A 13,295-nucleotide genomic window follows, 5' to 3' on the forward strand; every position below is an offset into this window, starting at 1 on the left:
CGAAACCGCCAAGCCATCTCGAAAAGGCATGTCTCGTGCTTTCAACCCGTCAATTGCGTTACTTCGTCGAAATCGCCGAGAGCGGCAGCTTCAGTGCCGCAGCCGAACGCCTGTTCATCGCCCAGTCGGCACTGAGCCGGCAGATCAAGGACATGGAAACCCGCCTGCAGACGCCGCTGTTCGAACGCACGGCGCGCCAGCCCCGGCTCACCGCCGCCGGCGAAGCGTTCTTGCCCCGGGCGAGAAACCTGCTCAACGAATTGAACAAGGCCAGCACCCTGGCCACGGAAATCGGCCAGGGCCAGCGCGGCACCTTGCGCCTGTCTCACTCCAGCACCGTACCGATCAGCGGCCGACTGTTGCGCGACATGAGCACTTACCTGGAGCAACAGCCCGGGGTTTCGCTGGACATCGGCACGTTGTCTTCGGAGGCACAGCTTGAAGAACTGGCCGAGGGCCGGCTCGACATCGGACTGTTGCGTCTGCCGGTTCTGCGCCAGCGCGAGGGCGTTCAGGTTGTGCCGCTCTACACCGAGCGCTTGCTGCTTGCCGTACCGGCGGAGCATCGACTGGCTTTGGCGGAGGCAGTCGATCTGGCGCAATTGAAGGACGAAGCGTTCATCTCCATCCCCCATCCGCAACGGGGCGGGCTGAGCTATTTGTGCGCGGACCTGTGCATGCGTCACGGCTTCTTCCCTCAGGCTGCGCGAGTGATGTCGCGCAAGACCACACAGTTGCAATTGATCCAGGCGGGATTTGGCATTGCTCTGCTGCCGGAATCGATGCAGGACATCGCGCCCGCCGGTGTGAGATTTCTGCCACTGACCGGCGATTGCCAGAGCACCGTCGCCCTCGCCTTTCGGCAGAATCCCACACCTTTGGTGCAACACTTCCTCCAGACATTCACCGGCGAAAGCCTTTAAACTGCGCCCCATGATTAAAGATCCCTTTGCAAGACTCGGCCTCGACCGCGAAGTCCTGACCGTCAGCCAGCTCAACGGCCGCGCGCGGGTGTTGCTCGAAGACGTGTTCAGCAACATCTGGGTCGAAGGCGAAATCTCCAACCTCGCCCGCCCGGCGTCCGGCCACGTGTACTTCACGCTCAAGGACAGCGGCGCCCAGGTGCGTTGTGCGCTGTTCCGCCAGAATGCTGCTCGCGTGCGTCAGGCGCTGAAGGATGGCCTGGCGGTCAAGGTGCGTGGCAAGGTCTCTCTGTTCGAAGGACGTGGCGACTATCAACTGATCCTCGACACGGTAGAGCCTGCCGGCGACGGTGCGCTGCGTCTGGCCTTCGATGCCTTGAAGGAAAAACTCAGCGCCGAAGGTTTGTTCAGTGCCGAACGAAAAGTCCCGCTGCCAGCCCATCCGCAACACGTCGGCATCATCAGTTCGCCGACCGGCGCGGTGATCCGCGACATCATCAGCGTGTTCCGCCGCCGTGCGCCGCAGGTCAGACTGACGCTGATCCCCACCGCTGTTCAGGGCCGCGAAGCCACGGCGCAGATCGTCCGCGCTCTTAAACTCGCGGACGCCCGGGGTTTCGATGCGCTGATCCTGGCTCGCGGCGGTGGCTCGCTGGAAGATCTCTGGTGCTTCAACGAAGAGGCCGTGGCCCGGGCAGTGGATGCCTGTGTGACACCGATCGTCAGCGCGGTCGGTCATGAAACCGATGTGTCGATCAGCGACTTTGTGGCTGACGTTCGCGCACCGACGCCCTCTGCGGCGGCCGAATTGCTCGCCCCGGATTCCAGCCACCTGATCCGTCAGGTCGAAAGCCTGCATCGCCGGCTGGTGATGCGCATGCGCGATCGATTGATGCGTGATCGTCTGCGTCTTGAGGGCATGGCCCGTCGTCTGCGCCATCCCGGTGAGCGACTGCGCCAGCAGGCACAACGCCTGGATGACCTGGACATGCGCATGCGCCGGGCGTTCGAGCGCCAGCTCAACACCCGTCGCGAACGCCTGATCCGCCTGGAAACCCGCCTCGCCGGGCAACACCCGGGACGGCAACTGGCCCTGTTGCGCCAGCGTCTCGACAGCCTCGCCGAGCGCCTGCCACGCGCCATGAACGAAGGCCTGAAACGGCGCCGTTTACAGTTGCAAAGCCAGATGCAGACCCTGCATGTGGTCAGCCCGCTGGCGACCCTTGGCCGTGGCTACAGCATTCTGCTCGACGAACGTGGCAACGCGATCCGCGACGCGGCGCAAACCCACACCGGCCAGCGCCTGAAGGCCAGACTGGGCGAAGGCGAACTGCAAGTGCGCGTCGAGGACAATCACCTGACGCCCGTCACCCTCTCTTTACTGGACTGATCCATGCCGCGTTTTCTCGCTCCGCTGTTGTTGCTGTGCCTGACCTTCAACGCCCACGCCGACAGCTACATCACCCGGCTGCTGAACAAACCGGTGCCGGGCGGCGTTGCTGTCGTCGATCTGGGCACTGCCGCGCAAGCGCCGAAAGCCACGTATCAGGGCAAACCGGTGCTGGTGGTCAAGGAACAGAACAACTGGCTGGCGATTGTCGGCGTTCCGTTGACCGTCAAACCCGGCACCCAGCAGATCACCAGTGGCGGCAAGAATCTGAACTTCACCGTCGGCAACAAGAAGTACCCGGAACAGCACATCACCCTGAAGAACACTCAGCAGGTCAATCCAAACCCGGCGAACCTGAAGCGCATCGAGGGCGAACTGGCCGAGCAGATCAAGGCCTACCGCAGTTTCAGCCCGAACACGCCGAGCAACCTGTTGCTGGACAAACCCGTCAACGGGCCGCTGTCGAGCAAGTTTGGCGTGCGCCGTTTCTTCAACGGTGAAGAGCGCAACCCTCACGCCGGCCTCGACTTCGCGGTGCCGGCCGGCACACCGATCAAGACCCCGGCGGCGGGCAAGGTGATCCTGATCGGCAATTACTTCTTCAATGGCAACACCGTGTTCGTCGACCACGGCCAGGGCTTCATCAGCATGTTCTGCCACATGTCGAAGATCGATGTGCAGAACGGTCAGCAACTGGCGCGCGGTGCGGTAGTCGGCAAGGTGGGTGCCACAGGTCGGGCGACAGGGCCGCACATGCACTGGAACGTCAGCCTGAACGACGCGCGGGTTGATCCGGCGATTTTCATTGGTGCATTCCAGCCTTGATTCCGGGCTGAGCCTCCTTCAGCAGGGATTGCGCACGACGAATGGTCTGCGCAATCCCTGCCAACAATTACCGCCATATCAAGAATAAAATCTCGGAAAAAACCGCTTTCCGGGTATTCCTCTCAATTTTTTTCGACTGCTTGCCATCCTCATCCCCCGCGGTTAGGGTTGAAGGCATGAAAACCTCTCACACCCTTATTCAGCTTCGCCAGCACCGCAGCCTGTGCCTCGTCAGCGCACGACTGCCGGGCTGAATCGCTGCGCCTCGTCCCAAGCTTCTCCCCGAACATTCGTTCCACCGGCAGGCCGCCTCTTTTCGGCCCAGACAATAAGGAATTTCCCGATGAGCATGCTCAAAGACCCGTCTTCGAAATACCGCGCGTTTCCTGTGATCAACCTGCCGGATCGCACCTGGCCGTCGAAAACCATCGATGCCGCGCCGATCTGGTGCAGCTCCGACCTGCGTGACGGCAACCAGTCGTTGATCGAGCCGATGGACGCGGTGAAAAAGCTGCGCTTCTGGAAAACCCTGGTGCAAGTGGGTGTGAAGGAAATCGAAGCCTCGTTCCCGGCCGCTTCGCAAACCGACTTCGACTTCGTGCGTACCCTGATCGAAGAAGGCCACATCCCGGACGACACCACCATCCAGGTGCTGACCCAGGGCCGTGAAGACCTGATCGAGCGCACCTTCGAATCCCTGCGCGGGGCGAAGAAAGCCATCGTTCACCTGTACAACGCCACCTCCCCTTCTTTCCGTCGCATCGTGTTCAACCAGGACAAGGACGGGATCAAGGCCATCGCCGTGAACGCCGCCAAGCTGTTCGTCAAATACGCAGCCATGCAGCCGGACACCGAGTGGACCTTCGAATACTCGCCGGAAACCTTCAGCGCCACCGAGCTGGAATTCGCCAAGGAAGTCTGTGACGCCGTGATCGAGGTCTGGAACCCGACGCCTGAGCACAAGATCATCCTCAACCTGCCGGCCACCGTTGAATGCGCGACCCCGAACGTCTACGCCGACCAGATCGAGTGGTTCCACCGCAACATCAACCGTCGTGACAGCGTGATCATCAGCCTGCACACCCACAACGACCGTGGCACTGGCGTGGCCGCCACCGAGTTGGGCCTGATGGCTGGCGCCGACCGTGTCGAAGGCTGCCTGTTCGGCAACGGCGAGCGTACCGGTAACGTCGACCTCGTCACCGTGGCACTGAACATGTACACCCAGGGCCTCGACCCGCAACTGGACTTCTCCGACATCGACGGCGTGCGCAAAGTCGTCGAAGAGTGCAACCAGATTCAGGTTCACCCACGTCATCCGTACGTTGGCGACCTGGTACACACCGCGTTCTCCGGCTCCCACCAGGATGCGATCCGCAAGGGCTTCGCCCAGCAGAAATCCGACGCACTGTGGGAAGTACCGTACCTGCCGATCGACCCGGCCGACATCGGTCGCAGCTACGAGGCGGTGATCCGCGTCAACAGCCAGTCGGGCAAGGGCGGCATCGCCTACCTGCTGGAACAGGAATACGGCATCAGCCTGCCACGTCGCATGCAGATCGAATTCAGCCAGGTCGTGCAGCGTGAAACCGATCGCCTGGGCCTGGAGATGACTGCCAAGCAGATTCACTCGCTGTTGATCAGCGAATACCTGCAAGCCAACACTCCGTACGCGCTGGTCAGCCATCGCCTGCAGGAAGAAAACGGTAACAGCGCCGTCGAAGTCGAAGTCGCGAGCAAGGGTCAGGGCGAAACCAACCTGCACTGGCGCGGCAAGGGCAACGGCGCGCTGGAAGCGCTGGTGGCCGGTCTGCCGATTCCGGTGGAGATCATGGACTACAACGAACACGCCATCGGCGCGGGCACCAACGCCAAGGCTGCGGCGTACATCGAACTGCGTGTGAACGGCGAGCGTGCGGTGCACGGCGTGGGCATCGATGAAAACATCACCACGGCCAGCTTCAAGGCTCTGTTCAGCGCGCTGAACCGCTCGCTGAGCCAGCCGGAAGCGAAAGCGGCGTAACTGATCGCTGAAATACAAAAGGCCCCGGGGTTTGCACCTCGGGGCCTTTTTCGTTCTGATCGCGATTATCAGGTGAATTCGAAGGTATCTGCATCCAGATTCGCCGGGAACCGCTCTCGGTAAGCGGCCAGCGATGCTGCTTCCAAAACTACCTTGAACACCCCGTCCGCCTCCCCCGCCGCCAGCAACGTTTCGCCCTGGAAATCCAGCACCTGACTGTCGCCGGTATAGGCAAAGCCTTTGCCGTCAGTACCGACCCGGTTGACCGCCGCTACATAGCACAGGTTTTCAATGGCCCGGGCTGGCAACAGCCGGTTCCAGTGCTGACGCCGCGCACCCGGCCAGTTGGCGGTGTACAGCAGCAGGTCGGTGTCTTGCGCATCACGGCTCCACACCGGGAAGCGCAAGTCGTAGCAGATCAGCGGACGCACCCGCCAGCCCTTGAGCTCGAACTGCACCTGGCGTTCGCCGGGGGTGTAGTGGTTGTGCTCGCCGGCCATGCGAAACAGATGGCGCTTGTCGTAATGCAGCACTTCGCCGTCCGGTCGCGCCCACAGCAAGCGGTTGCGGTGGCTGCCGTCGGCGGCCTGGATGATCACACTGCCAGTGACCACGGCATCCAGTTTCGCCGCCTGGGCCCGCAGCCATTTGCTGGTCGGGCCGTTTTCGGCTTCGGCCAGGGTTTCGGACTCCATGGAGAATCCGGTGGTGAACATTTCCGGCAGGATAATCAGATCCGCACCCCGCGCCTGCTCCAGCAAAGCGTCGAAATGCTCAAGGTTGGCCTGACGATCATGCCAGGCCAGGCTGGTCTGGATCAGCGCCAGATTGAGATCGGGTAAAGCACTCAGATCACGCATAGTTTTGCCGCCGCTTCCCGCAGCGTCTCCTCGCGTTTGGCAAAGCACAGACGCACCAGGCGCTGGCCTTCGGGTGGATTCTGGTAGAACACCGATACCGGGATACTGGCTACGCCATGCTCGCGGGTCATCCACATCGCCATCTCGACATCGTTCAAGTCAGGACGGATCTGCGAGTAATCGACCAGTTGGAAATAGGTGCCGGTGACCCGGGTGAAGCTGAATCGCGAAGGCTCCAGCAAATCGCAGAACAGATCACGCTTGGCCTGATAGAAACCCGGCAGCTCCTCGACGTGTTCCGGATGCTCGGCCATGTAATCGGCCAGGGCGTACTGCAGCGGTGTCACACCACAGAAGCTCACATACTGGTGCACTTTGCGCAGCTCGGCCGTCAGGGCCGGAGGTGCCACGACGTAGCCGGTTTTCCAGCCAGTGACGTGATAGGTCTTGCCGAACGAACTGACCACGAACGCGCGCTGATACAGCTCTTCATGAGCCAGCACACTGACGTGCGGCACACCGTCGAACACCAGGTGTTCGTACACTTCGTCGCTGATCACATAGATGTCGCGGTCGCGGATCAACGCCGCCAACTGGTCGAGCTCGGCGCGACTGATCAGCGCGCCGCTCGGGTTGTGCGGGGTGTTGAGGATGATCATCCGCGTGCGCGGGCTCAGGGCTGCACTGAGTTTGTCGAAGTCGATGGAGAAATCATTCAGGCCCAACTGCACATGCACGCAGCGCCCGCCGGCCAGTTCCACCGACGGCTCATAGCTGTCATAAGCCGGGTCGAACACGATGACTTCGTCGCCGCTGTGGATAACCGCCTGGATCGCACAGAAGATCGCCTGGGTCGCACCAGGGGTCACGGTCACTTCAATGTCGGCATCGACGTTGGCGCCATAGCTGCGAGCGATTTTGGCCGCGATCTGCTGACGCAACGCCGGCAGGCCGGTCATCGGCGAATACTGGTTATGGCCACTGGCAATGTGCCGACCGACCGCATCGCGCAGCGACTGCGGGCCGTCGAAATCGGGAAATCCCTGGGACAGGTTGATGGCTCCGGTCTGTGCCGCGAGCTGAGACATCTGCGTGAAAATAGTGATGCCGACATTCGGCAGCTTGCTGGTAATCATCGGGGTTCCCTGCTCTGCCCCGGCACTGACGACGGCGCGGGAGAGCCCGAGGATAGCCCATCCGGCGCCCATAAAAAAAGGGCGCCAACCGGCGCCCCTTCTCTCTCGATGATCGTTTCTGTGCTGTGCATGGAAACGATCAACGGGCAGCGACCTTACTTCTTGTCGCGGCGCTTCTTGCTGGCCTTCTTGTTGTGCGACATCAAACGACGCTTCTTGTTGACCTGGCGGTCGGTCAGCGTGTTCTTGTTGCCTTCGTACGGGTTCTCGCCACCCTTGAACTCGATACGGATCGGCGTACCGACCAGTTTGAGCACACGGCGGTAGGTGTTTTCCAGATAGCGCACGTAGGACTTCGGCACTTTCTCGATCTGGTTACCGTGGATCACGATGATCGGCGGGTTCGCGCCACCCAGGTGAGCGTAACGCAGCTTGATCCGGCGGCTGTTGACCATCGGCGGCTGGTGCTCGCTGACCGCGTCTTCGAGGATCTGGGTCAGGCGGCTGGTCGGCCAGCGGGTGACCGCGGACTTGAACGAGTTCTGCACCGAAGCGTAGAGGTTGCCCACGCCGGTACCGTGCAGTGCCGAGATGAAGTGGATGTCGGCGAACTCGACGAAGAACAGGCGACGTTGCAGCTCGATCTTCACGAAGTCGCGCTCGCTCGGCGTCATGCCGTCCCACTTGTTGATCGCGATGACCAGCGCACGACCGGCTTCAAGGGCGAAGCCCAGCAGGTTGAGGTCGTGATCGACCACGCCTTCGCGGGCGTCCATCACGAAGATCACCACGTTGGCGTCTTTGATCGCCTGCAGGGTTTTGACCACGGAGAACTTTTCGACTTCTTCGTGGATCTTGCCGCGCTTGCGCACACCGGCGGTGTCGATCAGCGTGTACTTCTCGTCGTTACGCTCGAACGGGATGTAGATACTGTCGCGGGTGGTGCCGGGCTGGTCATAGACGATCACCCGGTCTTCACCGAGCATGCGGTTGACCAGCGTCGACTTGCCAACGTTAGGACGACCGATGATGGCGATCTTGATGCCGTCTTTTTCGCTCGGGCCAGGAATGCGCTTGGCTTCCTCACCTTCGGCAACGATCTCTTCCTCTTCGCCTTCCGCCGGTTCGTCATCATCGCGCGGGAAATCGCTCAGGGCGGCTTCCAGCAATTGAGTGATGCCGCGACCGTGGGCGCCAGCGATCGGGATCGCGTGGCCCATGCCCAGCGGGGCGAATTCGGCGCGGGCCATTTCCGGGTCGATGTTGTCGACCTTGTTGGCGACCACGTGGGAACGTTTGTTACGTTTGCGCAAGTGTTCGGCGATCATCTGGTCGGCGGCGGTGAAACCGGCCTTGGCATCTACCAGGAACAGAACGACATCCGCTTCTTCAATGGCCAGCAGCGACTGCTCGGCCATTTTTTCGTCCATACCATGTTCGTCACCGGAGATACCGCCGGTGTCGATCAGAATGTAGGAACGCCCTTGCCACTTGGCCTCACCGTACTGGCGATCACGGGTCAGACCGGACAAGTCGCCGACGATGGCGTCGCGAGTCCTGGTCAGGCGGTTGAACAAGGTGGACTTGCCGACGTTCGGTCGGCCCACCAGGGCGATTACGGGAACCATGCGGCTCTCCACTTCGTTATTTCAGAAAATACAAAAGCCGCTGCGAGGCAGCGGCTGGTGCTCGGGGCAACGCCAGAAAGCGCTGCAAGCCCCGAAAATCCGGGGCCGCCTGGGGGGTTAACCCCAAGCATAGCTAAAGGGCCTGCGCTCGATCATGCGGCGTTAAAAATCAGCTCGGGATGCTCATTGACTAAAGTCAACTCCGCTCCCTCGCTGATTTTTGCCTTGCCTGATCTTCGCTCGGCTCCTTTAGTGAATTGTTACTTGATGGTCAGGGCTTCCAGTTTGCCGCTGTTGCCATACACATAAATCGTGTCACCCACCACCAGCGGACGGGCACGCAGGCCGTCGCTGTCGATGCGCTCGCGGCCGACGAAACGACCGTCCACCTGACTCAGCAGATGCAGGTAACCTTCCAGGTCACCGACTGCAACGTAGCTGGAGAACACTTCCGGTGCCGACAGTTGACGACGGGCCAGCGAATCGTTGGTCCACAGTGCAGTGGTCGAACGCTCGTCGACGCCTTCAACGGTGCCCGAAGACAGGCTCACGTAGACGTTGCCGAAACCCTGGGCGATACCGGCGTAGCTCGACGCGTCGCGCTGCCACAGTTGACGACCGCTTTCCAGGTCCAGTGCCGCAACGCGACCCTGATAGCTGGCAACGTACAGCGTGCCGCCGGACAGCAGCAGACCGCCGTCGATATCGACCACGCGCTCCAGTTCCGAACGACCTTGTGGAATCGCGATCCGTTGTTCCCAGACCGGCACGCCGTTGGAAATGTCCAGAGCAATCACTTTACCGGTCGACAGGCCAGCCACCGCGAGGCGGTTGGTCACGAGCGGTGCACTGGTGCCTCGCAGAGTCAGCACGGCTGGCGTGCTGTCATATACCCAACGCTGTTGACCGGTGGAGGCATCCAGACCGATCAGACGATCGTCCTGGGTCTGCACGACCACGATGTCACCGTTGTTGGCAGGTGGCGCCAGCACTTCACTGGTCACGCGAGCACGCCATTTCTCTTCACCGTTGATGGTGTCGAGTGCAATGACTTCGCCTCGCAGCGTGCCGACCAGCACCAGACCGTAACCCACGCCAACGGCGCCGGAGACAGGCAGGTCAAGTTCCTTTTTCCACTTCACGTCGCCGTTGCTGCGATCCATGGCCATCACGATGCCGGTAACGTCGGCCGCGTAGATGGTGTCACCATCGATTGCCGGCACCAGCATGTTGTAGGTTTCGCCCTGACCGTCACCGATCGAGCGGCTCCACTGCTTGTGCAGAACCACTTCTTCCTTGAAATCGGTCAGTTCGGCCGGTGGCAGTTCTTTTTTGCTGTTGCTGCTGCAACCCGCGGCCAGAAGGGCCAGAGCCAGCAATGCTGCATGCTTCCAACGGATCACGTCACGCATCCCCTTTGGCCAGGTCGTCCAGCTTGATTTGAAGGCCACCGACCGCCGCTTCATCCGACAGTGCCGCCTTGGCTTTTTGATACGCCGTGTTCGCTTCATCAATGCGGCCCAGCTGTACCAGCAGGTCACCCTTGAGTTCTTCGCGAGTGGCCAGGAACGACTTGTCGGCATCGCCTTCAAGCAGTTTCAGAGCCTCATCAGCTTTGTTCTGTGCTCCCAGCACCTGCGCCAGACGCTGACGGGCGATTTCGCCCAGTGCGGCGTTGGCCGGTTTGGCAACGATGGTTTTCAGCTCGGTCGCCGCGTCGTCCAGCTTGCCGCTGTCGACCGCTACCTTGGCCACGAACAGGCTGCCGTACTGCGCGTAGGCAGTCCCGCCGAATTCGCTGTTGAGCTTGCCGGCCAGATCCGCAACGCGCGCGGCATCAGGCTTGCCATCCGGGGTCAGCGTGGTTTCCAGCAATTGCTGATAGAGCACCGAGGCGCCTTGCGACTGGTTGCTCTGATACTTGTGAAAAGCCTGCCAGCCGAACACGATGACCAGCGCCAACAGGCCGCCAGTGACCAGAGGTTTGCCGTTGCGTGTCCACCAGTCCTTCAAATCCGCCAACTGTTCGTCTTCGGTACTCGACACCCCAATACTCCTTAATCGCTAAATCGGCTGTTTAGACAGCTTCAACCCTGCACGACGCAGGTGGCCAGGTGTGCAGCGAGCGCATCCCAGGCAATGCTTTGTTGTTCGCCCTGGCCACGCAGGGGTTTGAAACCTACCACTTGCTGGGCCATTTCGTCGTCACCGAGGATCAGTGCGTACAGCGCACCGCTCTTGTCGGCTTTCTTGAACTGGCTCTTGAAGCTGCCGGCGCCGGCATTGACTTGCAGGCGCAGGTTGGGCAGTTGGTCGCGTACACGCTCGGCCAGAGCCAGACCGGCCAACTCTGCTTCTTCGCCGAAGGCGCAGAGATAGACGTCCACCTGACGGGAGATTTCTTCCGGAATCTGCTCCAGGGTTTCCAGCAGCAGCACCAGACGCTCGATCCCCATGGCGAAACCGACGCCCGGGGTTGGCTTGCCGCCCATCTGCTCGACCAGACCGTCATAACGGCCGCCCGCGCACACGGTGCCCTGGGCGCCGAGCTTGTCGGTGACCCATTCGAATACGGTTTTGCTGTAGTAATCGAGGCCGCGTACCAGTTTCGGGTTGAGCACGTAAGGAATGCCGACGGCATCCAGACGGGCCTTCAGGCCTTCGAAGTGGGCACGGGATTCATCATCCAGGTAGTCGGCCATCTTCGGCGCATCGACCAGTACCGCCTGCGTGTCGGCGTTCTTGGTGTCGAGCACGCGCAGTGGGTTGGTCTTCAGGCGACGCTGGCTGTCTTCGTCCAGTTTGTCGTGGTGCGCCGAGAGATACTCGACCAGCGCTTCACGATAACGGCCACGGGACTCGCTGGTGCCCAGGCTGTTGAGTTCAAGCTTGACCGCATCGCGGATACCCAGCTCGCCCCACAGGCGCCAGGTCAGCACGATCAGTTCGGCGTCGATGTCCGGACCGTCGAGATTGAAGACTTCCAGACCGATCTGGTGGAACTGGCGATAACGGCCTTTCTGCGGACGCTCGTGACGGAACATCGGGCCGATGTACCAGAGTTTCTGCACCTGGCCACCGCCGGTGATGCCGTGCTCGAGCACTGCACGCACGCACGCTGCCGTGCCTTCCGGACGCAGGGTCAGGGAGTCGCCGTTGCGGTCGTCGAAGGTGTACATCTCTTTTTCGACGATGTCGGTCACTTCACCGATGGAGCGCTTGAACAGCTCGGTGAACTCGACGATCGGCATGCGGATCTGCTTGTAACCGTAGTTATCCAGCAAACGCGAAACAGTACCTTCGAAGTAGCGCCATACCGGCGTCTGTTCCGGCAGGATGTCGTTCATGCCACGAATGGCTTGCAGAGACTTGCTCACAGAAATTCCTTAATTCGTTCGATCAGCCGCGCGCGATAACCGCTGCGTCAGCTTCGACCTTCTCGGCCGCTTTCTCGCGGATCAGCCTTTCGAGCTCGTCCACCAGATTGTCATTCGTCAGTTTCTGCGACGGCTTGCCGTCGATGTAAATCAGGTTTGGCGTGCCGCCAGTCAAGCCGATATGGGCTTCCTTGGCTTCGCCGGGGCCGTTGACCACGCAACCGATCACCGCGACATCCAGCGGCACCAGCAGGTCTTCAAGGCGCCCTTCCAGCTCGTTCATGGTCTTGACCACATCGAAGTTCTGCCGCGAGCAGCTCGGGCAGGCGATGAAGTTGATGCCACGGGAACGCAGATGCAAAGACTTGAGAATGTCGTAACCGACCTTCACTTCCTCGACCGGATCGGCCGCCAGCGAGATGCGGATAGTATCGCCAATCCCCTCGGCGAGCAGCATACCTAGGCCCACGGCGGATTTCACTGTACCGGAGCGCAATCCACCGGCTTCAGTGATGCCCAGGTGCAGCGGCTGGACGATTTCCTTGGCCAGCAAACGATAGGCTTCGACGGCCATGAACACGTCGGAAGCCTTCACGCTGACCTTGAAGTCCTGGAAATTCAGGCGTTCGAGGTGCTCGACGTGACGCAGTGCCGACTCGACCAGCGCGGCCGGGGTCGGTTCGCCGTATTTCTTTTGCAGGTCCTTTTCCAGGGAACCGGCGTTGACGCCGATGCGGATCGGAATCCCGCGGTCACGGGCGGCATCGACCACCGCACGCACACGGTCTTCACGACCGATGTTGCCCGGGTTGATCCGCAGGCAATCGACACCCAACTCAGCCACGCGCAAAGCGATGCGATAGTCAAAGTGGATGTCGGCAACCAACGGCACCTTGACCAGTTGCTTGATCTTGCCGAATGCCTCGGCCGCGTCCATGTCCGGCACCGAAACCCGCACGATGTCGACACCGGCGGCTTCAAGGCGATTGATCTGGGCGACGGTGGCAGCGACGTCATTGGTGTCGCTGTTGGTCATGCTCTGCACAGCGATAGGCGCATCGCCGCCGACAGGCACGTTACCGACCCAGATCTTGCGGGATTCGCGACGTTTGATTGGAGATTCGCCGTGCATG

General features: G+C 61.1%; 11 protein-coding genes. 4 read left to right on the plus strand and 7 right to left on the minus strand.

Translation table 11 applies throughout. The features are described 5' to 3' along the window. Window positions 1-35: 35 nt before the first annotated feature. From IF199_RS24445 to leuA, 4 genes are all read left to right on the plus strand, one after another. The gene (locus IF199_RS24445) at window positions 36-923 is read left to right on the plus strand and encodes a LysR family transcriptional regulator (protein ID WP_096818579.1); all 888 of its coding nucleotides are present in this window, start codon (window positions 36-38) and stop codon (window positions 921-923) included. Window positions 924-933: 10 nt separating this feature from the next. After that, window positions 934-2,313, plus strand: coding sequence for an exodeoxyribonuclease VII large subunit (gene xseA / locus IF199_RS24450; protein ID WP_096818581.1), 1,380 nt, complete (start codon window positions 934-936; stop codon window positions 2,311-2,313). Window positions 2,314-2,316: 3 nt separating this feature from the next. Continuing rightward, window positions 2,317-3,138, plus strand: coding sequence for a peptidoglycan DD-metalloendopeptidase family protein (locus IF199_RS24455; protein WP_192558924.1), 822 nt, complete (start codon window positions 2,317-2,319; stop codon window positions 3,136-3,138). A gap of 343 nt (window positions 3,139-3,481) precedes the next feature. Further along, the gene (gene leuA / locus IF199_RS24460) at window positions 3,482-5,161 is read left to right on the plus strand and encodes a 2-isopropylmalate synthase (protein ID WP_096818584.1); all 1,680 of its coding nucleotides are present in this window, start codon (window positions 3,482-3,484) and stop codon (window positions 5,159-5,161) included. A 68-nt stretch (window positions 5,162-5,229) separates the two neighbouring features. On the opposite strand, the gene IF199_RS24465 is transcribed toward leuA, so the two are convergent. From IF199_RS24465 to ispG, 7 genes are all read right to left on the minus strand, one after another. After that, a complete protein-coding gene (locus IF199_RS24465; protein WP_102620820.1) occupies window positions 5,230-6,021 on the minus strand; it encodes an amidohydrolase in 792 nt (263 codons plus the stop codon). Further along, complete coding sequence (locus IF199_RS24470; RefSeq protein ID WP_192558925.1) at window positions 6,009-7,157, minus strand: pyridoxal phosphate-dependent aminotransferase; 1,149 nt, start codon at window positions 7,155-7,157, stop codon at window positions 6,009-6,011. The genes IF199_RS24465 and IF199_RS24470 overlap by 13 nt, the downstream gene beginning before the upstream one ends. Window positions 7,158-7,312: 155 nt before the next feature. Next, entirely contained in the window at window positions 7,313-8,785 is a 1,473-nt protein-coding gene (der, locus tag IF199_RS24475; RefSeq protein WP_096818590.1) for a ribosome biogenesis GTPase Der, read from the minus strand. A gap of 260 nt (window positions 8,786-9,045) precedes the next feature. Continuing rightward, entirely contained in the window at window positions 9,046-10,197 is a 1,152-nt protein-coding gene (bamB, locus tag IF199_RS24480) for an outer membrane protein assembly factor BamB (RefSeq protein WP_096818592.1), read from the minus strand. Further along, window positions 10,190-10,831 (minus strand): tetratricopeptide repeat protein, encoded by a 642-nt coding sequence (locus tag IF199_RS24485; RefSeq protein ID WP_192558926.1) that lies wholly within the window; start codon window positions 10,829-10,831, stop codon window positions 10,190-10,192. Before IF199_RS24485 ends, bamB begins: the two co-directional genes overlap by 8 nt. Window positions 10,832-10,872: 41 nt before the next feature. After that, window positions 10,873-12,162, minus strand: coding sequence for a histidine--tRNA ligase (hisS, locus tag IF199_RS24490; RefSeq protein ID WP_192558927.1), 1,290 nt, complete (start codon window positions 12,160-12,162; stop codon window positions 10,873-10,875). A gap of 22 nt (window positions 12,163-12,184) precedes the next feature. After that, a complete protein-coding gene (ispG, locus tag IF199_RS24495; RefSeq protein WP_020795607.1) occupies window positions 12,185-13,294 on the minus strand; it encodes a flavodoxin-dependent (E)-4-hydroxy-3-methylbut-2-enyl-diphosphate synthase in 1,110 nt (369 codons plus the stop codon). Window position 13,295 lies beyond the last annotated feature (1 nt).

Origin of the sequence: Pseudomonas allokribbensis (assembly GCF_014863605.1) — a bacterium.
Lineage (GTDB): Bacteria > Pseudomonadota > Gammaproteobacteria > Pseudomonadales > Pseudomonadaceae > Aquipseudomonas > Aquipseudomonas allokribbensis.